This window comes from Curtobacterium sp. NPDC098951 (genome assembly GCF_044759965.1).
In the GTDB taxonomy this organism is placed as follows: domain Bacteria; phylum Actinomycetota; class Actinomycetes; order Actinomycetales; family Microbacteriaceae; genus Curtobacterium.
In genome coordinates this window covers 204,731-227,065 of record NZ_JBIWAG010000002.1, presented here as the reverse complement: position 1 = coordinate 227,065, position 22,335 = coordinate 204,731, and the positions used below count along the sequence as shown (strand labels likewise).

17 protein-coding genes are annotated in these 22,335 nt (G+C 71.9%); 10 read left to right on the top strand and 7 right to left on the bottom strand.

Annotated features, from left to right (window positions below):
• Positions 1–86: 86 nt before the first annotated feature.
• Positions 87–1,019, top strand: a complete 933-nt coding sequence (locus ACIQUC_RS05780) for an oxygenase MpaB family protein (RefSeq protein ID WP_402264300.1) — start codon at positions 87–89, stop codon at positions 1,017–1,019.
• Between the two features lie 57 nt (positions 1,020–1,076).
• Here the strand turns inward: ACIQUC_RS05780 and ACIQUC_RS05775 are convergent, their stop codons facing one another.
• The 4 genes from ACIQUC_RS05775 to ACIQUC_RS05760 form a co-directional block, all read right to left on the bottom strand.
• The gene (locus tag ACIQUC_RS05775; protein ID WP_402265676.1) at positions 1,077–2,003 is read right to left on the bottom strand and encodes an aldo/keto reductase; all 927 of its coding nucleotides are present in this window, start codon (positions 2,001–2,003) and stop codon (positions 1,077–1,079) included.
• A 296-nt stretch (positions 2,004–2,299) separates the two neighbouring features.
• Positions 2,300–2,866 (bottom strand): TIGR03086 family metal-binding protein, encoded by a 567-nt coding sequence (locus ACIQUC_RS05770; protein ID WP_022905367.1) that lies wholly within the window; start codon positions 2,864–2,866, stop codon positions 2,300–2,302.
• 962 nt (positions 2,867–3,828) lie between these two features.
• Positions 3,829–4,389, bottom strand: coding sequence for a YceI family protein (locus ACIQUC_RS05765; protein ID WP_022908461.1), 561 nt, complete (start codon positions 4,387–4,389; stop codon positions 3,829–3,831).
• 129 nt (positions 4,390–4,518) lie between these two features.
• On the bottom strand, positions 4,519–5,463 hold the full coding sequence (locus ACIQUC_RS05760) for a hypothetical protein (RefSeq protein WP_402264296.1): 945 nt from the start codon (positions 5,461–5,463) through the stop codon (positions 4,519–4,521).
• Between the two features lie 702 nt (positions 5,464–6,165).
• Here ACIQUC_RS05760 and ACIQUC_RS05755 point away from each other — a divergent pair.
• The 8 genes from ACIQUC_RS05755 to ACIQUC_RS05720 all read left to right on the top strand — a co-directional run bounded on the left by ACIQUC_RS05755 (position 6,166) and on the right by ACIQUC_RS05720 (position 15,081).
• Positions 6,166–7,170: an aldo/keto reductase family protein gene (locus ACIQUC_RS05755; protein ID WP_402264293.1), complete on the top strand. Its 1,005-nt coding sequence runs from the start codon at positions 6,166–6,168 to the stop codon at positions 7,168–7,170.
• A 204-nt stretch (positions 7,171–7,374) separates the two neighbouring features.
• A complete protein-coding gene (locus ACIQUC_RS05750; RefSeq protein WP_402264290.1) occupies positions 7,375–7,872 on the top strand; it encodes a GtrA family protein in 498 nt (165 codons plus the stop codon).
• Positions 7,869–9,377 carry a glycosyltransferase gene (locus ACIQUC_RS05745; RefSeq protein ID WP_402264287.1) on the top strand — a complete coding sequence of 503 codons (1,509 nt, stop codon included), beginning with the start codon at positions 7,869–7,871 and terminating at the stop codon, positions 9,375–9,377. Before ACIQUC_RS05750 ends, ACIQUC_RS05745 begins: the two co-directional genes overlap by 4 nt.
• Positions 9,374–11,362 (top strand): ArnT family glycosyltransferase, encoded by a 1,989-nt coding sequence (locus ACIQUC_RS05740; RefSeq protein ID WP_402264284.1) that lies wholly within the window; start codon positions 9,374–9,376, stop codon positions 11,360–11,362. The genes ACIQUC_RS05745 and ACIQUC_RS05740 overlap by 4 nt, the downstream gene beginning before the upstream one ends.
• 59 nt (positions 11,363–11,421) lie before the next feature.
• On the top strand, positions 11,422–12,252 hold the full coding sequence (locus ACIQUC_RS05735) for a DUF4397 domain-containing protein (RefSeq protein WP_402264281.1): 831 nt from the start codon (positions 11,422–11,424) through the stop codon (positions 12,250–12,252).
• Positions 12,253–12,346: 94 nt separating this feature from the next.
• On the top strand, positions 12,347–13,498 hold the full coding sequence (locus ACIQUC_RS05730; RefSeq protein ID WP_402264278.1) for a glycosyl hydrolase family 8: 1,152 nt from the start codon (positions 12,347–12,349) through the stop codon (positions 13,496–13,498).
• Positions 13,495–14,241, top strand: coding sequence for a class F sortase (locus ACIQUC_RS05725; protein ID WP_402264275.1), 747 nt, complete (start codon positions 13,495–13,497; stop codon positions 14,239–14,241). The genes ACIQUC_RS05730 and ACIQUC_RS05725 overlap by 4 nt, the downstream gene beginning before the upstream one ends.
• Positions 14,242–14,286: 45 nt before the next feature.
• Complete coding sequence (locus ACIQUC_RS05720) at positions 14,287–15,081, top strand: polyprenol monophosphomannose synthase (RefSeq protein WP_402264272.1); 795 nt, start codon at positions 14,287–14,289, stop codon at positions 15,079–15,081.
• 259 nt (positions 15,082–15,340) lie between these two features.
• Here ACIQUC_RS05720 and treZ read toward each other — a convergent pair whose 3' ends face one another.
• From treZ to glgX, 3 genes are read right to left on the bottom strand one after another with little or no spacing between them, the layout of a single operon-like run.
• Positions 15,341–17,095: a malto-oligosyltrehalose trehalohydrolase gene (treZ, locus tag ACIQUC_RS05715; protein WP_402264269.1), complete on the bottom strand. Its 1,755-nt coding sequence runs from the start codon at positions 17,093–17,095 to the stop codon at positions 15,341–15,343.
• Positions 17,092–19,617: a malto-oligosyltrehalose synthase gene (gene treY, locus ACIQUC_RS05710; protein WP_402264266.1), complete on the bottom strand. Its 2,526-nt coding sequence runs from the start codon at positions 19,615–19,617 to the stop codon at positions 17,092–17,094. The genes treZ and treY overlap by 4 nt, the downstream gene beginning before the upstream one ends.
• A complete protein-coding gene (glgX, locus tag ACIQUC_RS05705; RefSeq protein ID WP_402264263.1) occupies positions 19,614–21,851 on the bottom strand; it encodes a glycogen debranching protein GlgX in 2,238 nt (745 codons plus the stop codon). The genes treY and glgX overlap by 4 nt, the downstream gene beginning before the upstream one ends.
• A 129-nt stretch (positions 21,852–21,980) precedes the next feature.
• On the opposite strand from glgX, the gene ACIQUC_RS05700 reads away from it, so the two are divergent.
• The gene (locus ACIQUC_RS05700; RefSeq protein WP_402264260.1) at positions 21,981–22,304 is read left to right on the top strand and encodes a hypothetical protein; all 324 of its coding nucleotides are present in this window, start codon (positions 21,981–21,983) and stop codon (positions 22,302–22,304) included.
• Positions 22,305–22,335 lie beyond the last annotated feature (31 nt).

Genomic DNA, 22,335 nt, shown 5'->3' with positions numbered 1-22,335 from the left:
CTCGTCGACGCGTGCGTCGACGCCGGCGCACGCGCTGTTCGCGCGATGCCGGGCGCGTTGTCAGGGGCAGGACGGACGATGGCCTCATGCCCTCTGTCGCCGACGCCTTCCGATCCCGCCTCAACGACACGTTCACCGGTGGTGCCACGGAGCGCCCGGCGTGGATCGACGAGCTCGAGCAGGGCACCGACGCCGGGTTCTTCGGACCCGGCTCCGCGACCTGGTCGGTGCACGGCGGGAAGCAGACGATCCTCGCCGGTGTCCGGGCGCTCCTCGTACAGGCCCTGCACCCCGGCGCGCTCGCGGGCGTCGCCGACCACTCCCGCTACCGCGAGGACCCGTTCGGTCGCCTCGCCGGCACCATCCGCTGGATCTACACGGTCTCGCACGGTGACACCACGGCGGCGCGGTCCGCGAGCGCCTGGGTCCGGCAGCTGCACGAACGCGTCCGTGGCGAGTACGTCGACGGGCACGGGGTCACGACGCCCTACGCCGCCAACGACCCGGACCTCGCCCGGTGGGTGCACCTCGCGTTCACGGACGCCTTCCTCCGCAGCGCGCAGCTGTGGGGCGACCCCATCCCCGGCGGCGCCGACGCCTACGTCCGCGAGTGGGCGATCGCCGGCCGGCTGATGGGCGTCGAGGACGCTCCCGAGTCCGAGGCCGAGCTCCGCGCCCAGATGAACGGGTACCTCGACCGCGGGGAACTCGTCGCGACCGCGCGGACGCTCGACGTGGTCCGGTTCATCAAGGACCCGCCGCTCGCACGCCTGCTGCGCCCCGGGTACCGCGCGCTCTTCGACGGCGCGGTCGTCTCGCTCGACCCACGACACCGCTCGATGCTCGGGCTGCGGACGCCGTCCGTCGGGCCGATCGAGTTCCCGGCCCGCCGGACGGCCGGCGCCGTGCTCGACGGCATCGGTGCCGTGCTCGGCCACCAGCCCGGGACGGAGCGCGCAGCGCTCGTCCGCATCGCGCGGCTGGACGGCGCGCGATCGGCTCCGGACACGACCGTGTGACGGACGGGAGGCGCGGTGCCAGCCGGCACCGCGCCTCCCGTCCCACAGGTTGGTGCGTCAGAAACCGGACGGCACCCGGGGTGTGTACGCGGATTCGAGTCGCGTGACCTCGTCGTCGGTGAGCGTGATCCGGCTCGCGGCCACGGCGTCGTCGATGTGGTGCTCCTTCGTCGCGCCGACGATGGGCGCGGAGACCGCGTCCTTCCCGGCCACCCACGCCAGGGCGATCTGGGCCATGCTCACGTCGTGTGCCTCGGCGACCTGCTGTACCGCGTCGACGATCGTGCGGTTCGCGTGCTCGTCCTGGCGGTAGAGCGTCTTGCCGAACTCGTCCGTGTCCGCCCGGCTCCCCGAGCCCTGCGCGTCCCACGGGCGCGTGAGCTTGCCGCGTGCGAGGGGGCTCCACGGGATCACGCCGACGCCGGTGTGGGCGCAGAAGGGGTGCATCTCGCGCTCCTCCTCGCGTTCGAGGAGGTTGTACTGGTCCTGCATGCTCACGAAGGGCGTCCAGCCGTGCAGCTCGGCGACGTGCTGCATCTCGGCGAACTGCCACGCCCACATGCTGCTCGCGCCGATGTACCGCGCCTTGCCGGCCTTGACGACGTCGTGCAGCGCCTCCATCGTCTCCTCGGCCGGGGTGTGCGGGTCGAAGCGGTGGATCTGGTACAGGTCGACGTAGTCGGTGCCGAGGCGGGTCAGCGAGGCGTCGATCTCGTGCATGATCGCCGCCCGTGAGAGCCCGGCGCCGTTCGGGCCGGGGCGCATGCGGTTGAAGACCTTCGTGAAGACCTGAACCTCCTCGCGCGGGGCGAGTTCCTTGAGGAGCGTGCCGGTGATCTCCTCGCTGCTGCCGGCGGAGTACACGTTCGCGGTGTCGAACGTCGTGATGCCGGCCTCGTAGGCGCGGCGGACGAAGGGGCGGGCCTCGTCGATGCCGACGCTCCACTCGTGGGCGCCCTTGTCGGGGTCGCCGTAGGACATCATGCCGAGGATCACGGAGCTGATCTGGAGGCCGGAGGCGCCGAGGCGGGCGGTGTCCGGGCGGGGCGCGGGCGCGTCGGCGGTGGGCGCGTCGGTGTTGCGCGTGTTCGCGTTGGGCGCGTCGGGGCGGCCCGGCGCCGAGTGGGCGGTTTCGGTTCCGGGAGTTGCCGAGCGGGCGGTTTCCGGGGCTGCCGAGTGGGCGGTTTCGGGGCTTGCCGAGCGGGCGGGTTCTGCTGCGGCGTCGGCCGCGTTCGTTCCCGAGCGGGCGGATTCGGGGCTTGCCGAGCGGGCGGATTCTGTCATGCTGCCACCCTGGCATCGCGCCCTGTGACCGCGAGGAGGCGGACCTGCAGCGGCGCATCATCGTCGACGTCGACCGGGGCGGCGTAGAGGCCCGTCGCGGCGAGGTCCTCGATCTGCGGCTCGAAGTGTTCCCACACGGCCTGCACCAGTTCGTCCGGGAGGGTCTCGTCGCTGCCGGTCGCCCGCGCGAGGTCCCACGTGTGGATCGTGATGTCGCTGGTCTGCTCGGTGAGGTACTGGCCGGCGGGGACGACGTCCGTGGCGAGGTGCACCGGCGTGTCAGCGGGCGTTCGCTGCCATGCCTCGATGGCTTCGGCGGCGAACTTCGCCCACTCGGCGGCGAGGTCGGGGCCGACCGCCTCGAGGTCCGCCTCGGCCTGCGCGTAGTCGCACCCCGTCAGGAGCTTCGGGATCCACCGCTGTTCCTCGACGACGTGTCGCACGAGGTCTCTGGTGGTCCATTCGGAGTCGGGGGTCGAGGCGTCCCAATCCGTGACGGCGGCGACGCGGCGGCCGAACTCGGCTGCCGCGAGGGCCTGCAGCGCGATCCAGTCGGTGGCCATGGTGGTGCTCCTGTTCGTGGGTCCTGCGGGGTGCTGCGTGCGGGGTGCTTCGTGCTGTCTCGAGTCGAGCGGCCGATCACGGTCTCGTGCGTTCCGCGCGGGCTCGTGGTGTTCCGTGTTCGCCTGCAACCGTGCTGTACGGGTTCCGATTCCCGGCGACCGGAGTGGTCCGGTGTCGGGCGCCGCAGCCTCACGCTACTGCGCACGGTGCGGCGCTGGTCGCGTGCGGCCGGCCGCGAGCGGGCGGATGCGGCGGGGCCGCGAGCGGGCCCATGCGGTGCGGCCGCGAGCGGGCGGTTCCCGTCGACTGGTGGGCGGTGCCGATTGGCGAGCGGGCGGAACGTGGCCTGGTGCGGTTGCCGCCTGGGCCGGATTCGCCCGCTCGACACGTCGAGCGCCGGCCCCGGTCACGTGCCACCGCGACGAAATCGTCTGCGTGCCCCGAGACTCGAGCTCCGCAGCTCGCACCGGCGGGCGCGGGGCCGAGCGGGCGGAACGGGCGCGCTCGAGACTCCGGACCGGACAGGCTTCGCCCGCTCGATGGCGACGGGCTGCCGGAGGCACGACCGGCCCGACGCTGCGCCACACAACGACTGCGTTCCCACGCGCAGGACGTGCGAGCGGGTGAAATCGACCAGCTTCCGATGGTGAACATGACGTACTTCGCCCGATCGACGGGGGCGCGGAGACGAGGGCACGGAGACGGGGCACGGAGACGAGAGCACGGAGCGCTCCGGACCAGGACGGTGACGCGCGACGCGCGACGAGAGACGAGCGACGGGCAACGCGCGACCGGCGACGTCCAAGCGACCCGCCCCCGACCCCGCTCCGGGAACGACGAACGGCCCGGCTCCGTGGGGGAGGAGCCGGGCCGTTCGTCTCGGGTGCTGCAGAGTCCTGCTGTTCGGTGTCCCTCAGGTCACGCGCAACGCGGTGACCCGCGGGTCAGGAGGTGCGAGGTGTCAGGCCGCCTGGAGGACGAACTGCACGTCGAGGTTGATCGTCACGTCGTTGCCGAGCGTGAAGCCACCGGCCTCGAGCGCCGCGTTCCAGTTCACGCCGAACTCGGTGCGGTCGATCTTGGTCGAGGCCTCTGCGCCGAACTTGACCTGGCCGTAGCCGTCGGTCGTGAAGCCACCGAGCTCGGCCTTGAGGACGACCGGCTTGGTCACGCCGCGCAGAGTCAGCTCGCCGGCGATGTGCAGGTCGTCGCCCTTGGCCTCGATGCTCGTCGAGCGGAAGGTGAGCTGCGGGTGCTCCTCGGTGAGGAAGAAGTCGCTCGTCTTGAGGTGCTGGTCGCGCTGCTCCTGGCCGGTGTTGATCGATGCGACGTCGATGTTAGCCTCGACGGTCGACTCGAGCGGGTTCTCGGCGGTGACGACGGTGGCGTCGAAGGTCTCGAACTTGCCCTTGACCTTGCTGATCGCGAGGTGGCGGACCGAGAACGTGACCTCGGAGTGCGTGGGGTCGATCTTCCAGGTACCGGTCTGGTAGCCGGGGATGGTCGAGGCGGTGAGCGTCATGGTGACTCCTTCGAAGCGTGTGGACTGCGTTCCCGAGCAGGCGTCGGGCGGAACCGCGATTCCATGCGCCTGCATCGAAGTTGATGCTAGCCCATTCTGCACGCGTTTGGTTGAAGCGTCAACTAATGTTCATCTCGATGACGCAGGACGGCGTGTCGGACGTGGGTCGTGCCTCCCGGCTGACACACCGTCGAGCAGGCGACGCACGCGCCGGACGAGCGCGTCGATCCCCGGGCCCACGTCGTCCGCGGTGGCGCGCAGCAGCCACCATCCGGCGTCCTTGAGGTGTTCCCCACGAGTCAGGTCCTTCCGGAACGAGCGTTCGTCGGTGCGGTGCAGATCGCTCTCGTACTCGATCGCGACGCGAGCGTCCGGGTAGGCCAGGTCGACGCACGCGATCCAACGACCGTCGACCACGACGTCGTGGTTCAGCGCGGGCTGTGGGAGTCCGCGCCTCGTCAGGGCGAGCCGGAGTCGGGTCTCGCCGGGGGAGCGTGAGCCGGGGCGGATCTCCGCGAGCGCCGCTTGGACCCGACGGATGCCGCGCGCTCCGCGGAAACGGCGGGCCGCCGCGACGAGTTCGGCGTGGTCGCACCAGCCGAGCCACCCGATGAGCGCGTCGCCGACCACGATGAGTTCGTCGCGGTTCAGGAGTGTCGCCAGCGCCACGAAGGTGTCGGCGGGATGCGTCAGTGCGGCGGTGCCCGAGTGGACGACCTGCAGTCTGCCTCGTCGTGCACGGTGGCCGATCGTGCCGCGGACGCGGAGTGCCTGGTCGGTCCCCATCGTCGTCACGTGCACGCGGTGGTCGCGTTCGAGGCGTCGGGGGAGCGGGAAGCCGAGGATCGCCGCGGCGGTCGTGTGGCTGAACGCCTGGTCGGGGCGCAGTCGTGGCTGCACGGCTCGTGCGCGCTCGTCGTGGGTCTGCGGTTCGGCCCAGGCGCGGATGCCGTGGAACGGCCGGAGGAACGCGCGGGAACGAAGACGGCCGGCGCTGACGCCGCGACGCAGGGCCTCGCGGACGCGGAAAGGGCGGCCGCGGAGGGCCATCGGGAAGGTCGCGTCGACGTGCATCTGGTCAGCGTGGCCGCTGCCCCCGCTTCGCAGCGGGGATCGGCGCGATCTGTGGACGATGAGCGCGCACCGCCACCTGTGGACGGATGGCCGGCACGCGGGTTCGGGCCGGGAGGCGCGGCGCGAGCGGGCGGAACGGGTGCGTTCGGAGCGGGGTCGGGTGCGGGTTCCGCCCGCTCGGCGGGTCCGGCGTGCGGGCTCGCCGATGTGGGCGGGTTCGGGCCGGGAGGCACGGCGCGAGCGGGTGAAACGCGTGCGTTCGGAGCGGGGTCGGGGGCGGGTTCCGCCCGCTCGGCGGGTCCGGCGTGCGGGCTCGCCGATGTGGGCGGGTTCGGGCCGGGAGGCGCGGCGCGAGCGGGCGGAACGCGTGCGTTCGGAGCGTGGTCGGGTGCGGGTTCCGCCCGCTCGCGCCCGCCCCGCGCGTTCCGCCCGCTCGCGCCTGCCCCGCGCGTTCCGCCCGCTCGCGCCCGCCCCGCGCGTTCCGCCCGCGCCCGCCCCGCGGGTTCCGCCCGCTCGCGCCTGCCCCGCAGGATCCGCCCGCCCGCACCCCGCCCGCCCCGCTCGTGCCCGCCCCGCGCCCGCTCGCCCCCGCCCCGCGCCGGACCCCGCCCGCCCGCGCCCCGCCCGCCCCGCACGGGACCCCCGCACCCAGGTACTCGCACGGCCCCTCACGGCACGGGGAAGCCCGCTAGCGTCGGCAGCATGGAATTCAGGTACCTGGGCAACTCCGGACTCAAGATCTCCGAGATCACCTACGGCAACTGGCTGACGCACGGCTCGCAGGTCGAGAACGACGTCGCCACGCAGTGCGTGCGGGCAGCGCTCGACGCCGGCATCACCACGTTCGACACCGCCGACACGTACGCCAACACGGCAGCCGAGCAGGTCCTCGGCGAGGCGCTCAAGGCCGAGCGCCGCCAGTCGCTGGAGATCTTCACGAAGGTCTACTGGCCCACCGGACCGAAGGGGCACAACGACGTCGGGCTCAGCCGCAAGCACATCACGGAGTCGATCGACGGCTCGCTGACCCGTCTGCAGACCGACTACGTCGACCTCTACCAGGCGCACCGCTACGACCACGAGACCCCGCTCGAGGAGACGATGCAGGCCTTCGCCGACGTCGTCCGCCAGGGCAAGGCGCTGTACATCGGCGTCAGCGAGTGGAACGCCGAGCAGATCCGCGCCGGCGCCGCCCTCGCGAAGGAGCTCGGGTTCCAGCTCATCTCGAACCAGCCGCAGTACTCGATGCTGTGGCGGGTCATCGAGGGCGAGGTCGTGCCCGCGTCGAAGCAGCTCGGCCTGTCGCAGATCGTGTGGTCGCCGATCGCGCAGGGTGTCCTCACCGGCAAGTACAAGCCGGGTCAGCCGCTGCCCGAGGGCTCGCGTGCCACGGACGAGAAGGGCGGCGCGGACATGATCAAGCGGTTCATGCGCGACGAGGTCCTCGAGGCCGTGCAGCGCCTACAGCCCGTCGCCGACCAGGCCGGTCTGACCCTCGCGCAGCTCGCCATCGCGTGGACGCTCCAGAACGAGAACGTCGCGAGCGCGATCGTCGGCGCCTCCCGTCCGGAGCAGGTCACCGACAACGTCAAGGCCGCGGGTGTGCGGCTCGACGCCGACGCCCTCGCGGCGATCGACCAGGCCCTGGGGGACATCCCGGAGCGCGACGCGTCGAAGACCGTCAGCCCGGCGTCGCGCCCCGCGTAGACGCGGCCACCTGCCGGACGGGAGGCGCGGTGCCGGCTGGCACCGCGCCTCCCGTCCGTTGCGTGGGCGCGTCCACCGCGACCCGCATGTGAACAGCAGGTGTCGCGAAACTGGCAGAAGCCTCCGGATGGCTGTACCCCACCCAAACCACCTCGCGAAGCCCCCCGAATCGGGGGCATGACCCGAACCGATACCCCCGTTGTGGTGCCACGCGCCACCGGAGCGGTGCCCGTCCCGTCGCGCGTGCCCCTCGCGCGACTGCTCACCCTGGCCCGCCAGCTCGTCTCCTTCGGGAGCATCGGCGCCGTGTGCTTCGTCATCGACCTCGGCGTCTACAACCTCCTCCGCGCGACCGTGATGCCCGACGGTCCCATCGCCGCGAAGATCGTCTCCGCCGTCGTGTCCACGGCCGTCGCCTGGATCGGCAACCGGTTCATCACCTTCCGCGCCGAACGGCAGACCGGCCGACGCGAGACCGTCCGCGAGGGGTTGCTCTTCGCCGTCACGAACCTCATCGGGCTGGGCATCGCCGCGGCGTGCCTGTTCGTCTCCCACTACGTCCTCGGATTCACCTCCACCCTCGCCGACAACGTCGCCGGCAACGGGGTGGGTCTCGTGCTCGGCACCGCGTTCCGGTTCGCCGCGTACAAGGCCCTCGTCTTCCGTTCCACCGACGCTCACGCGAAGGAGCTCGCCGAATGACCATCTCCGCCATGCTGCTGACGGCCGCCGGGCCGTTGCTCCAGCCGAACGAGGGGACCGCTCCGTCGAGCGTCCCGAACCGCGGTACGACCGACGTGCCGACGGGAGGCTCGGGTCAGGTCCCGCAGGCCGCCTGGTCGGTCGGCGAGTGGGTCGGGTACTCGGCCCTCATCGCGATCTCCGTGCTGCTCACGATCATCGCGCTCACCACGCTGTGGTGGATGCTGCACGCCTGGCGCTCGCGCGACGCGCTCAAGTCGACGAGCTTCAGCCAGACCCCGCGTCCGGCCGCGCACCGGTTCACGCTGCTGGTCCCCGGCCGCCACGAGCAGGACGTCATGGGGGAGACCCTCGACATGCTCGCGAAGCAGGACCACCCGGACTTCGAGATCATCGCGATCGTCGGCGAGGACGACCCCGAGACGGACGCCGTCGTGCGTGCCGCCGCGGCCCGGCACCCGGAGCTCATCCGGGTCGTCGTGGACGACACCCTGCCGAAGAACAAGCCGAAGGCGATGAACCTCGCGCTGCAGTACGCGACGGGCGACATCGTCGGCGTGTTCGACGCCGAGGACGAGGTCTACCCGCGGCTGCTGTCGCTCGTCGACTCGCGCTTCCAGGAGACCGGCGCCGACGTGGTGCAGGGCGGCGTGCAGCTGATGAACTTCAAGTCGAGCTGGTGGTCGCTGCGGAACGTGCTCGAGTACTACTTCTGGTTCCGCTCGCGCCTGCACTTCCACGCCGGGTCGAAGTTCATCCCGCTCGGCGGCAACACCGTCTTCGTGACGAAGGAGCGCCTGGACTGGTCGAACGGCTGGGACGCGCACTGCCTCGCCGAGGACTGCGAGCTCGGCGTCCGCCTGTCCGCCGACGGCGCCAAGGTCGTCGTCGCGTACAGCCCCGAGGCCGTCACCCGTGAGGAGACCCCGCCCACCTTCGCGTCGCTCCTCAAGCAGCGGACCCGGTGGAACCAGGGCTTCCTGCAGGTCCTCGGCAAGGGCGAGTGGAAGAAGCTCCCGTCGTTCCGGCAGCGGTTCTTCGCCCGGTACATGCTCACGATGCCGTTCATCCAGGCGGCCACCGGGCTCCTCATCCCGCTCAGCGTCCTGATGATCCTGTTCGTGAAGGTGCCGACGGCGATCGCCCTCGTGTCCTTCATCCCCGTTGCGCCGACGCTCATGCTGCTCGCGGTCGAGATCGTCGGCCTCAACGAGTTCGGTCGGCTCTACCAGGAGAAGGTCCGCTTCCGTGACTACGTGAAGCTCGTCCTCGGCCTCGTGCCGTACCAGATCTTCCTCGCCGCGGCGGCGGTCCGGGCCGTGGTCCGGCACGCCAAGGGCCAGAACGGGTGGGAGAAGACCGAGCACACCGGGCAGCACCGGACGGCTGGGCAGCCGGCCGAGGTCGTCGGGTTCGCCAACGCGGTCACCACACGTGTGCCTGCATCACCCGACCACGCGGACGACCGCGAGCTCGCCACCTCGACCACCGGAGGGAACCGATGAGCGCCAGCATCACGAACACCACCGGCATCCCGATCCGCGGCGCCGTCGCCGGGTCCGGCATCGGCGCGTGGTTCCGTCGGCACGCCGCGAGCCTCGGCTGGCTGCTGCCCGTCCTCGCCGTCACCGTCGTGGTGCAGACGTGGAACATGTCCGGCACCCCGCAGCGCATCGACGACGAGGGCACGTACACGGCCCAGGCGTGGGCGATCGCGCACCTCGGCGAGATCACCCACTACACGTACTGGTACGACCACCCGCCGCTCGGGTGGATCCAGATCGCGGGGTACACCTCGCTCACCGGCGCCTTCGCGCGCTACCCGTTCGCCGTCGAGGCCGGGCGCGAGGCGATGGTCTTCTTCGCCGCCGTCTCGAGCATCCTGCTCTTCGTCCTCGCCCGTCGACTCGGGAGCGGCCGGGCCACCGCCGCGGTCGCCGGACTCGTGTTCGCGCTGTCGCCGCTGGCCCTGCAGTACCACCGCACGGTCTACATCGACAACGTCGCGACGCCGTGGCTCCTCGCCGCGTTCGTCCTCGTGCTCAGCCGTCGGCAGCAGCTCGCCGGGTTCGCCGGCGCGGCCGCCTGCCTCGGCATCGCCGTGCTCTCGAAGGAGACCTACCTGCTCGCGCTGCCGTTCCTCATCTGGATCGCGGTGCGTCGGGCCGACCGGAGCACCCGTCGTTACACCCTGAGCGTCGCCGGAGCCGTCCTCATCGTCATCGGTGGCGGCTACCTGCTGCTCGCGGCGGTGAAGGGCGAGCTGCTGCCCGGTGCCGGACGAGTGAGCCTCCTCCAGGGCATCACGTACCAGCTCGGTTCCCGAGCGGCCAGCGGCTCGGTGTTCGACGCGGGCAGCCTCGCGAACGAGGCCGCGTCGCAGTGGTGGGCGCTCGACCCGGTGTTCATCGTGCTCGGCTCGGCGGCCGCCGTCGTGGGGCTGTTCCTCCGCCGGGTCCGCCCGATCGCGGCGATGCTCGTGTTCCTGCTCCTCATGATGTTCCGCCCGAACGGGTACCTGCCCGTGCCGTACGTGATCATGCTCATCCCGTTCGCCGCGCTCCTGATCGCCTACACCGCCGAGCGCGCCGTCCTCACCGTCCTCGGTCGCCTGCGCGGCACGTCCGGGACCTCGGGCCGTGCGATCGTCCGTCGTGGCCTCGGCACCTCGTGGGCCGTCGTCACGTCCGCGGCGCTCCTCGTGGCGCTCCCGCTGTGGGGCGCGCAGCTCCGTGGGTTCGTGCTCGGCAACCTCGACCTGCCGATGCAGCAGGCCGAGCAGTGGGTGGGCGACAACGTCCCGAAGTCCTCGAGGCTCCTCGTCGACGACGCCATGTGGGTCGACCTCGTGCAGGACGGCTTCGCCCGGAACAACGTCATCTGGTACTACAAGCTCGACACCGACGCCGCGGTCGAACGCCAGTCGCCGAACGGCTGGAAGGACTCGGACTACGTCATCACGACGGACTCCATGCGCACGGGTGGCAACTCGTCGACGGACGTCCGACAGGCGATCGAGAACTCGACGTCCGTGGCCGCGTTCGGCACCGGCAACCAGCGGGTCGACGTCCGGCGCATCCACTCCGAGGGGTCGACGGCCGCCGAGGCCGCGATCACCCGGGCCTCCGACGTCCGGAAGACCATGGGCACCGAGCTCGCGGCGAACCCGGCGCTCCGGGCCGACTCCGGGACGAAGTCGCAGTTCCGTGCCGGCCAGGTGGACTCGCGGGCGATGATCGCGCTCGGGCAGGTCCTCGCCGACCGGCCCGTCGAGGTCGAGCGGTTCACGCCGATGACCGGCGAGACCGGACAGCCCTTCCGTCGGGTGGTGCTGCAGGCCTCGGGGAGCGCCGAGGCCACCCGCATCGCGGCCACCCTCGACGCGATGGCGGACGACTTCCGGCCCGCATCGGTCGAGCGTGACGGGGCCCGCCTGACGGTGGTCTACACCCCGGCCGACCCGACCACGACCGCCACGAGCGCCACGTGACCCGCGCGCCCGCCGCACCCCCGCACCAGACCCGAACCACGACCAGAAGGAGCACCACCATGCCCGCACCTCGTCGCACCCTCCTCGTCGGCGCCCTCGCCACGAGCCTCGTCGCCGCAGCCGTCGGCCTCGCCCCGCAGGCCGCCACCGCCGCGACCACCGCCGCACCCGCCGCGGGCAGCTCCGGCGAGGGCTGGCTCCGCGTCGGCCACCTCTCCCCGGACACGAAGGGCGTCGACGTCGAACTGTCGAGCCTGTCCGGCGGCAAGAAGGTCTTCGAACTCGACGACGTCACCTACGGCCAGGTCAGCCCGTACCAGGAGCTGCCGGTCGGCACCTACGTCCTGTCGATGCGCGCCGCGGACGCGCCGGACTCCACGCCCGTGATCTCCACCGACGTCACGGTGGACGAGGGCGACGCGAGCACGGTCGTCGCCTACGGCACGAACGCGAAGCTCCGGACGACCGCCTTCACGGACGACCTCCAGCAGCCCGGTGACGGCAAGGCGAAGCTCCGGCTCGTGCAGGCCGCGACCACGGCGAAGTCGGTCGACGTGAGCACCTCCGAGGGCACCGCCGTCGCCGAGGACGCCGCGTTCGGCACCGCCACGAAGTACGCGACCGTCGACGCCGGCAAGTGGACGCTCGACGTCTCGGGCAGCGGGCAGCGGGGGACGGCGAAGGTCGACCTCGCGGGCAACACCGTCTCGACGCTGTTCGTGCTCGACGACAGCAAGGGCGACCTCACCGTCGTGCCCGTCACCGACGCGGCAGCGACGGCGTCCACGCCGTCCGGCGGGGTCCAGACCGGTGGCGGCGGCGCAGCCGCCGACCCGGTCGAGCAGGCCACCCACGAGCTGATCGCGACGCTCCGGTCGCTGTTCCGCTGATCGCAGGACAGGAGGCGCGGATCACCCCGGCGGGTCCGCCCGCGTGATCCGCGCCTCCGGGCCCACCCCGCACCCACTCAGGAAGGCAGGCCGCATGACCCGCAGGACCTGGATCCCCGTGACCGCCGCAGCCGCGGTCATCGTCGCGCTCGGCATCGCGCTCGTCGCGGTGCGCCCGTGGGGCGCCTCGCAGCCGGAGGCCGGAGGCGCGTCGACCCCGACGTCCTCGGCGGCGCCGGACGCAGCGCGCTCGCCCGAGCAGCTCCGGACCGACTTCCTCGACCGGTACGTCCGTGACGGCCGCGTCGTCCGCACCGACCAGGGCGGCGACACCGTCAGCGAGGGACAGGCGTACGGCCTGCTCATCGCCTACGCGAACGGCGACCGTCGGCGCTTCGGCGAGATCTGGTCGTGGACGAAGCGGCACCTGCTCACCGACGACCACCTGCTCGCGTGGCGGTGGACGCCGGACGGCGGCGTCGCGGACGGCCAGTCCGCGAGCGACGCGGACCTCGACGCCGCCAGGGCACTCGTGCTCGCCGGGTCCTCGTGGGACGAGTCCCGGTACACGGCAGCGGGGAAGACCATGGCATCGGCGATCCTCGAGCACGAGACCGCCACGACCGACCTCGGCACGATCCTGCTGCCAGGGCCGTGGGCCGACTCGGAGCCGTACCGGTACGACGCCTCGTACGCGTCGCCGGTGGCCTACCAGGTGCTGGCGAAGGCGACCGGCGACGACCGCTGGGACGCCCTCGCCACCGGGTCCCGCGCCGTCACCGCGGCCGTGCTCGAGCAGTCGGACCTGCCGAGCGACTGGTCGCAGGTGCACGCCGACGGCAGCGTCGACCCGATGCCCGCCACGGGTGGTGACGACCGCGTGCTCTACGGGTACGACGCCATGCGCCTGCCGCTCCGGTACGCCGAGGCGTGCTCCACCGGAGACCGCTCGCTCGCCGGCTCGATCGCGCCGACGCTCCGCCGGCAGACGCAGTTGGCGGCGCAGCTCGACCTGGGCGGCACGGCCGTGACCGGTGACACGAACGCCCTCGCGTACGTGGCGCGGGCGGCGGCGGAGCAGGCCTCCGGGCAGTCGGCAGCGGCCGCCGCGGACCTGCGTCGGGCCGACCGGACGGCCGCGACGACGCCGACCTACTACGGGGACGCGTGGGCGGCGCTCGGCGCGACGATGCTCACGTCGGACGTGCTCGGCGGGTGCGCCACGGCGGCCGGGGGTGCCTCGTGAGCGGGCGGCGCCGGGCGTCCGGCAAGCCGACACTCGGGCTCGGCGGACCGCGGCGTCGGGGCGTGATCGTCGGCGCCGTCGTCGCGGGGGTGCTCGTGGTGGGCGGGGTCGCCGGGGTCGCGGTCGCGGCGACGAACAGCACCGGCGGCGCGACGGACGCAGCTGCGTCCTCGTCAGCGTCCGCTGCTCCCTCGTCCTCGACCGGGTCGTCGGCCGGGTCGTCCACCGGGTCGTCCACCGCCGGTCGGAACGGCGCCGCGGGGTTCCAGGACCCGGCAGCCCCCGCCGCCCGCTCCGACGCGACCCCGGTCCGCGTGACGATCCCCGCCATCGGGGTGTCCTCGTCGCTCGAGGACCTCCACCGGGGTGCCGCCGGCGAGCTCGACCCGCCGAAGGACTGGGACAGTGCCGGCTGGTTCAGCGACGGCATCGTCCCGGGCGAGGTCGGCCCCGCCGTCATCGCCGGGCACGTCGACAGCCCCACCGCCGCAGCCGTGTTCTTCCGGCTCGACGAACTGGTCCCCGGCGACGCCATCCACGTCGCCATGTCGGACGGCTCCACCCGGACCTTCACGGTGGAGCGGTCCGAGCGTGCCGCGAAGTCGGCGTTCCCGACGAGCGACGTCTACGGCACCGCACCCACACCGCAGCTGCGCCTCATCACGTGCGACGGCACGTTCGACACGGCCACAGGGCACTACACGGACAATCTGATCGTGTTCGCAGAGCTCTCGTCGGACTGACGCAGCGACCGGCCGATATCTTCGATGAGAAGCGCAAGGAGCACCATGAGCACGACACTGGTCATCATCCCGACCTACGACGAGGCGGAGAACGTCCGACCCATCGTCGAGCGCACGCTGGCGGCCACCGACGAGACCGTGCACGTGCTCGTCGTGGACGACAACTCCCCGGACGGCACCGGCGACATCGCCGACGAGATCGCCCTCGAGACCGACCGCGTGCACGTGATGCACCGCACCGTGAAGGACGGCCTCGGCGGCGCGTACCTCGCCGGGTTCGCCTGGGGCCTCGACCACGGCTACGACAAGCTCGTCGAGATGGACGCGGACGGCTCGCACCACCCCGAGTACCTGCCGTGGATGATCGAGCTCGCCGACACGAACGACCTCGTCCTCGGGTCGCGCTGGATCAAGGGCGGCACGGTCGAGAACTGGCCCTGGTACCGGGAGCTGCTCTCCCGCGGCGGCAACCTCTACACGCGCCTCGCCCTCGGCATCGCCGTGCGCGACGCGACCGGCGGCTTCCGCGTGTTCACCTCGCGGGCGTTCGAGCGGATCGACCTCGCCGGCGTCGCCTCGAAGGGCTACTGCTTCCAGGTGGACCTCTGCTGGCGCGCGCTCGAGGCCGGCCTCCGCGTCGTCGAGACCCCGATCACGTTCACCGAACGCGAGTTCGGTGTGTCGAAGATGAGCGGCAACATCGTCCGCGAGAGCCTCACCCTCGTCACGAAGTGGGGCATCGACCGGCGCATCCGCGAGGCCCGTTCCCTCGTCAAGGACCACCGCCGACTGCCGTCGGTCCGGGCGAACGCGCACGCGGTCGCCGACCACGCGGCCTGACGAACCGAACCCGGGTCGCCCCGCGGCCGGGGACCGACCGTCCACGGACAGGAGGCGCGGTGCCAGCTGGCACCGCGCCTCCTGTCCGTCATGGCGCTGTCCGTCATCGCGACTGTCCGTCGTCGTGACGAGTCCCGTCGGCCGTGTCGTCGCGTCCGCGGGGCGTCGCACGCAGACGGACGGCCCGCGGGGCCTCGCACGGAGACGGACGGCCCGCGGCGGTGTCGCCACGGGCCGTCCGGTCACGCATCGGCAGCGGTCAGCGCAGCACGACCACACCGCGCCCCGCGAAGCGGACGCAGTCCGTCTCGACGTCCGCCTCGCCGAAGCGGTAGAGCTCCTCGCCCGTGGCGCCCGGCACGGGCACCTCGGCCGCGTCGTCGAGGAAGTTCACCACGACGTGCACCGGGCGGGCGTCGGGTCCGAGCAGCCCGCGGGTCAGGACGAGCCACCGGCGGTCCTCGCTGAACCGCACGGCGTTCGCTTCGTAGCGCTGGTCGACGAAGGCCCCGTCGGTCCGCCGCAGCGCGACGAGCACCCGGTAGGCCCGGAGGATCGCCGCCCCCCGCTCGGACTCGACGTCCGACCAGTCGAGCTTCGAGTTCGTGAACGTCGTCGGGTCCTGCGGGTCCGGCACGGCGGACTCGTCCCAGCCGTGTTCCGCGAACTCCGTGATGCGCCCCTCGGCGGTGGCCTTGCCGAGCTCCGGTTCGGGGTGCGACGTGAAGAACTGCCACGGGGTCGAGGCAGCGAACTCCTCGCCCATGAAGAGCATCGGCGTGAAGGGGCCGAGCAGCGTCAGCGCGGCGGCGATCACGAGGCCCTCGTCGGTCAGGCTCGCGGCGAGCCGGTCGCCGGTCGCGCGGTTGCCGATCTGGTCGTGGTTCTGGTTCGCCACGACGAGCGCCGTGGCCGGCGAGGTCCCGCGGTCGATGGGCCGTCCGTGCCGCTTCCGCCGGAACGACGACCACGTGCCGTCGTGGAAGAAGCCGTGCTCGAGCACCTTCGCCAGTGCCGAGAGGGGAGCGAAGTCGCCGTAGTACCCGTTCGTCTCACCGGTCAGGGCGACGTGCACGGCGTGGTGGAAGTCGTCCGACCACTGCCCGGCGAGTCCGTAGCCCGCGGCGTCCTGCGAGCGGAACATGATCGGGTCGTTGAGGTCGGACTCCGCGATGAGCGACAGCGGCCGCCCGACGAACGCCGAGTACGCGTCCGTCTCGGAGGCCATCGCCTGCAGCAGGTGCGGCCGGGTGGTGTCCCGCAGGGCGTGCACGGCGTCGAGCCGCAGCCCGTCGACGTGGTGGTCACGGAACCACATCCGCACGTTGTCGAGCACGTAGCGCCGGACCTCGGGGTGCTCGACGTTCACCGAGTCACCCCAGGTGTTGCCGAGCCCCGCGAGCAGGTACGGCCCGTACAGCGGCAGGTAGTTGCCGCTCGGTCCGAGGTGGTTGTAGACGACGTCCTGGATGACGCCGAGACCGAGGGTGTGCGCGCGGTCGACGAAGCGGTCGTACGCGTCCGGTCCGCCGTACGGCGCGTGCACCGCGAACCAGCCGACGCCGTCGTAGCCCCAGTTCCACTCGCCGTTCACCGCGTTGACGGGCAGGAGTTCGACGAACTCGACGCCGAGCTCGACGAGGTGGTCGAGCTTCGCCGCGGCGGCGTCCAGCGTGCCCTCGGGCGTGTAGGTGCCGACGTGCATCTCGTAGATGACGCCGCCGCGGGCCGGACGCCCGGTCCAGGCGTCGTCCGTCCACGAGAACCGCGCCGGGTCGACGACCTCGGACGGGCCGTGCACCCCTTCGGGCTGGAACCGGCTGCGCGGGTCGGGTCGCACGGCGTCGTCGTCCCCGATGCGGAAGCCGTAGCGGGCACCCACGACGGGGGCGATCCGGTCGGTCGTCCACCAGTCGTCGTCGCCGCGGGTCAGCGGGTACTCCGTGTCGTCGACCACGAGGCGCACGCGCTCCGGTGTGGGCGCCCAGACGGCGTAGCGGTCGGGTGCGGTCATGCGTGACCCTCCAGGATGTCGATCTCGGCCTGCGCGTCGGATTCGTCGGCAGCGGCAGCGGCAGCGGCAGGCGCGTCGGTGGTGTCGGGACCGGCGGCGACACCGGTGCCGTGGGTCGCCGCGGTGCCGTCGCCCGCCGCGGTGCCGTGGGCGTTCGCCTCGGTGCCGTGGTCGGTCGCCTCGGCCACGTGAGCCGGCACGAGCAACGCCACCGGGTAGTCGGTGAGCAGGTCGGCGAGGGCGATGCCCCGGTCGGCGGGGACCCGGCGGCCGGTGAGCAGGTCGACGCGGTCCGTCGGCACGGCGTGCACGAGGGTGTCCCCCCATCCGCCGACGCGCTCGAGGCCGATCGGCAGGCGCGTCGCGATCGTGATCGCACCCCCGCGGTCGAAGGCGAGCACGTGGTCCGCCGCGCTGCCGGTCGCCTCGAGCGCGAGGTAGCGGGTGAAGAGCTCCGGGTGGTCGCGCCGCACGCGGAGCGCACGACTCGTCACGAGGAGCTTCGCCCGGCCGTCCAGCCCGACTGCGGGCAGCTGTTCGGGCCCGTCGTCGTCCGGCCCGTCGAGCTCGGCCAGGACGTGCCGACGCTCGGTGTAGTCCACCGGCCGGCGGTTGTCCGGGTCGACGAGGGACCGGTCCCAGGACTCGGTGCCCTGGTAGACGTCCGGGACGCCCGGTGCGGTGAGCTGCACGAGCTTCTGCCCGAGGCCGTTCGACCACCCCGCGGCGTCGATCCGTTCGTCGAGGGCATCGAGGACGGCGACGACGGCCGGGTCGTCGAACGCGGCGTCGACGAGCGCGTGCATCCGGCGTTCGAAGTCCTCGTCCGGCGCCGTCCACGTGGTGCTGTCGCCGGCCTCGCGCGACGCCTTCTCGGCGTAGGCGTGCAGCCGTTCCCGGCTGGCCGGACGGGCGCCCACGATCGCCTGCCAGAGCAGGTCGGAGAAGACGGCGTCGTCGAGCGGCGCGAGTGACTGCAGCCGCGCGAGCGTGCTCGCCCACTCCGGCCCGAGCTCGGCCAGCACGGCGATCCGCGCACGGGTGTCCTCGCTGCGCTTGGTGTCGTGCGTGGTGAGGGTCGTCATGGTGTGCGGCCAGCTGCCGAGGCGGTCACGCTGCGCCTGGTGGAAGTCGTCGACCGAGACCGAGAACACGCTCGGGTCGCCGCCGACCTCGCTCAGGGACGTCAGCCGGGACGTCCGGTAGAACGCGGTGTCCTCGACGCCCTTCGCCATCACCATGCCGCTCGTCTGCTGCAGGCGGATCGCCGCCGCGTTCGCCGGGTCGATGAGCGCGGGCGCGATCCGGTCGATCACGTCGCCGAGGTCCGGCCGTGCCGCAGCGGCACGCTCGAGCGCGGCGATGAGGTGGTGGGCGCCCTCGGGCAGGTAGGTCCGGTACACGTCGAACGACGCGACGATCTCGGCGACCGCGTCGACGATCCGCTCGTGGGGGAGCGGTGCGGACGCGGCGCCGCCGGTACCCGGGCCGAGCAGCCGGGCGAGCCGCTCGACCTCGCTGCCGAGGATGCCGTCCGCGATGCCACGACGGGTGTCGTGCGTCAGCCGCTGCCAGTCGGTCGGTTCGGCCCCGGACGCCGCGGTCAGGGACGCCTCGCCCGCCGGGTCGACGAACACGCGGTCGAGCACCCCGAGGGCGTCGTAGCCGGTGGTGCCGTCGACCGGCCAGCTGGACGGCAGTTCCTCGCCCGGCTCGAGGATCTTCTCGACGAGCGTGTACGCGCCGTCGGTGAGCGCCGCGAGGTCCTGCAGGTACCCGGCCGGGTCGTACAGGCCGTCGGGGTGGTCGATGCGGAGCCCGTCCACGAGGCCGTCGCGGAACCACGCCCCGATCGTGCTGTGGGACGCCGCGAACACCTCGGGCTCCTCGACCCGGATCGCCGCGAGCGTGTTCACCGCGAAGAAGCGTCGGTAGTTCAGCTCGTGGTCGGCGCGCTTCCAGTGCACGAACTCGTAGTGCTGTCGCGCGTGGACGTCCGCCACCGAGTCGCCGTCGTGCACCGTCCCGGGTGCGGTCGGGTACGCGGTGTCGCCGAGGTACAGCCGGCCGTCGCGGAGTTCGACCGCGTCGAGCAGCCGGTCGTCGAGCACCGGCACGCGCAGCTTGCCGTCGCCGGCGTCCCAGTCGACGTCGAACGCCCACGCGACGGGGGAGCCCTGGCCCTGTTCGAGCACGGACCACCACCACGGGTTCGACGCGGGCGTGGCCACACCGACGTGGTTCGGCACGACGTCGACGAGGACACCGAGCCCGACGGCGTGCGCGGCCTCGGCGAGTGCACGGAGCGCTTCGTCCCCGCCGCGTTCGGCGTCGACCCTGGTGTGGTCGACGACGTCGTACCCGTGCTGCGAGCCCGGCTCGGCCTGGAGCACGGGCGACAGGTAGAGCCAGTCGGCACCGAGGTCGCGCACGTAGTCGACGACGTCCCGTGCGGCGCCCAGGTCGAAGTCCGGCGTGACCTGCAGCCGGTACGTCGACGTGGGGACCCGACGCGCGGTCACTGCTGGCCGCCGCTCGTGGCGGAGGGAGCCGTGGCACCGGCGGGGTTGATCGGAGTGACGGCGTCCTGCGGTGCCGCCGTGGCCGGTCGGCGTGCGTCGGTGTCCACCGGGGTCACCGTGACCTCGAGGTCCGGCTCGGCGCGCAGCACGATCATCGAGCGCGCGGGGACGTCGAGCGGGGTGCCGGCGTCGAGGACGTCGTCGCGCGCACCGGGCTCGGCCGTGTCGATCCGGACCGTCCAGCCCGGTGAGTACTCCTCGGGAGGGAGGGTGAACGTCACGGTGTCGTCGTGCGCGTTGAAGTAGGTGATGAACCCGACGTCGGTGACGCGCTCGCCGCGGGAGTCGCGCCCGCGGATCCCGTTGCCGTTCAGGTACATGCCGACGCTCTTGCCGAAGCCGGAGTCCCAGTCCTCGGGTTCCATCGCGTCACCGGAGGGTGTGAGCCACACGACGTCCGGCAGCGGTTCGTCCTGCCCGCGGCGGACCGGACGCCCGTTGAAGTACCGCGTGCGGCGGAACGTCGGGTGGTCGTGCCGGAGCTTCACGACGTCGGCCGTGAACTGGACGAGGTCGTCGTCGGCTGCCTCCCAGTCGATCCAGCTGATCGCGGAGTCCTGCGCGTAGACGTTGTTGTTGCCGGACTGCGTGCGGCCGAGCTCGTCGCCGTGCGCGATCATCGGCACGCCCTGGCTGAGCAGCAGGGTCGCCAGGAAGTTCCGGCGGCGCTGCAGCCGGAGGGCGTTCACGTCCGGGTCGTCGGTCGGGCCCTCGACGCCGGAGTTCCAGGAGCGGTTGTGGCTCTCGCCGTCGTTGTTGTCCTCGCCGTTGGCGTCGTTGTGCTTCTCGTTGTAGGCGACGAGGTCGTACAGCGTGAAGCCGTCGTGCGCGGTGATGAAGTTGATGCTCGCCTTGGGCGTCCGGCCGTCGTGCTCGTAGAGGTCGGCGGAGCCGGAGATGCGCGAGGCGAACTCACCGAGCGTCGAGGGCTCGCCCCGCCAGAAGTCGCGCACCGTGTCGCGGTACTTGCCGTTCCACTCGGACCACTGCGGCGGGAAGTTGCCGACCTGGTAGCCGCCGGGACCGACGTCCCACGGCTCGGCGATGAGCTTCACCTGCGACACGATCGGGTCCTGCTGGACGAGTTCGAAGAAGGCCGCCAGGCGGTCGACCTCGTAGAACTCACGGGCGAGGGCCGCGGCGAGGTCGAAGCGGAAGCCGTCGACGTGCATCTCGGTCACCCAGTAGCGCAGCGAGTCCATGATCAGCTGCAGCGAGTGCGGGTGGCCGACGTTGAGCGAGTTGCCCGTGCCGGTGGTGTCCATGTAGTACCGCTTGTCGTCGTCGACGAGGCGGTAGTACGCCGCGTTGTCGATGCCGCGGAAGGACAGCGTCGGGCCGAGGTGGTTGCCCTCGGCCGTGTGGTTGTAGACGACGTCGAGGACGACCTCGATGCCGGCCCGGTGCAGCTCGCGGACCATCGCCTTGAACTCCTGCACCTGCTGGCCGTGGTCACCCGACGACGAGTAGTGCGAGTGCGGCGCGAAGAACCCGATGGTGTTGTAGCCCCAGTAGTTCGACAGCCCCTTCTCCTGCAGCGTCGAGTCGTTCACGAACTGGTGCACGGGCATGAGTTCGAGCGTGGTGACGCCGAGCCGCTGCAGGTGCGCGATGACCGCCGGGTGTGCGACGCCGGCGTAGGTGCCGCGCTGCTCCTCGGGTACGTCGGGGTGCGTCTCGGTGAGGCCCTTGACGTGTGCCTCGTAGATGACGGTCTCGCCGTAGGGGATGCGCGGCGCCCGGTCGCCCTGCCAGTCGAAGAACGGGTTGATGACGACGCCCTTCATCATGTGGGCCGCCGAGTCGTCGTCGTTCGTCGAGTCCGGGTCGCCGAACGTGTACGAGAAGAGCGCCTGGTCCCAGTCGATGTCGCCGCTGGTCGCCTTGGCGTACGGGTCGAGCAGGAGCTTCTTCGGGTTCGCGCGGAGGCCCTTGTCGGGGGCGTACTCGCCGTGGACGCGGAAGCCGTACTGCTGGCCCGGTCCGACGTTCGGGAGGTACGCGTGCCAGACGTACGCATCGACCTCGACGAGGTCGATGCACTGTTCGTTCCCGTCGTCGTCGAAGAGACAGAGTTCCACGCGTTCGGCGACCTCGCTGAAGAGGGCGAAGTTCGTGCCGCTCCCGTCGTAGGTCGCCCCGAGCGGGTACGGGTTGCCGGGCCAGGTGTGCAAACGGTCCTCCAGTGGTGGGTCACGCCAACATATCGGCGCGGGTGCTCCACGTCCGCAGACAAGGCCCCACGGTGGACGGATCCGCTCGGACCGCAGCCTGTGGAGGAACCGGCGAGTAGCCTCCGGGCCATGGCCAACATCGTGACGCAGATCGCAGAGAAGGTGCGCCCCGCCGGCGTCGCCACGAACTACGGGGAGCCGGTCGAGGTCGGTGACCAGACCCTCATCCCGGTGTCCCTCGGCTGGTTCGGCTTCGGTGGCGGCGGGGACGGCGACGAGAGCGGCGGCGGGGGCGGCGGCGCCGTCTCGATCCCGATCGGCGCGTACGTCCGCCGACCGGGCAAGGACCTCGAGTTCGAGCCGAACCTGATCTCCCTCCTCGCGGTGAGCGTCCCGGTCATCTGGGTCACCGGGACGGTTCTCCGCAAGCTGGTCCGCGTCCTCAAGAAGTGACGTCCTGACGGACAGGAGGCGCGGTGCGGGC

Coding starts and splice junctions, on each gene's coding strand:
- ACIQUC_RS05755 (WP_402264293.1), top strand. CDS start 6,166: ATGGAATTCAGGTACCTGGGCAACTCCGGACTCAAGATCTCCGAGATC.
- ACIQUC_RS05730 (WP_402264278.1), top strand. CDS start 12,347: ATGACCCGCAGGACCTGGATCCCCGTGACCGCCGCAGCCGCGGTCATC.
- ACIQUC_RS05780 (WP_402264300.1), top strand. CDS start 87: ATGCCCTCTGTCGCCGACGCCTTCCGATCCCGCCTCAACGACACGTTC.
- ACIQUC_RS05765 (WP_022908461.1), bottom strand. CDS start 4,389: ATGACGCTCACCGCCTCGACCATCCCCGGCTACCAGACCGGTACCTGG.
- ACIQUC_RS05735 (WP_402264281.1), top strand. CDS start 11,422: ATGCCCGCACCTCGTCGCACCCTCCTCGTCGGCGCCCTCGCCACGAGC.
- ACIQUC_RS05745 (WP_402264287.1), top strand. CDS start 7,869: ATGACCATCTCCGCCATGCTGCTGACGGCCGCCGGGCCGTTGCTCCAG.
- ACIQUC_RS05775 (WP_402265676.1), bottom strand. CDS start 2,003: ATGATGTCCTACGGCGACCCCGACAAGGGCGCCCACGAGTGGAGCGTC.
- ACIQUC_RS05700 (WP_402264260.1), top strand. CDS start 21,981: ATGGCCAACATCGTGACGCAGATCGCAGAGAAGGTGCGCCCCGCCGGC.
- ACIQUC_RS05760 (WP_402264296.1), bottom strand. CDS start 5,463: ATGCACGTCGACGCGACCTTCCCGATGGCCCTCCGCGGCCGCCCTTTC.
- ACIQUC_RS05740 (WP_402264284.1), top strand. CDS start 9,374: ATGAGCGCCAGCATCACGAACACCACCGGCATCCCGATCCGCGGCGCC.
- treZ (WP_402264269.1), bottom strand. CDS start 17,095: ATGACCGCACCCGACCGCTACGCCGTCTGGGCGCCCACACCGGAGCGC.
- ACIQUC_RS05720 (WP_402264272.1), top strand. CDS start 14,287: ATGAGCACGACACTGGTCATCATCCCGACCTACGACGAGGCGGAGAAC.
- ACIQUC_RS05770 (WP_022905367.1), bottom strand. CDS start 2,866: ATGGCCACCGACTGGATCGCGCTGCAGGCCCTCGCGGCAGCCGAGTTC.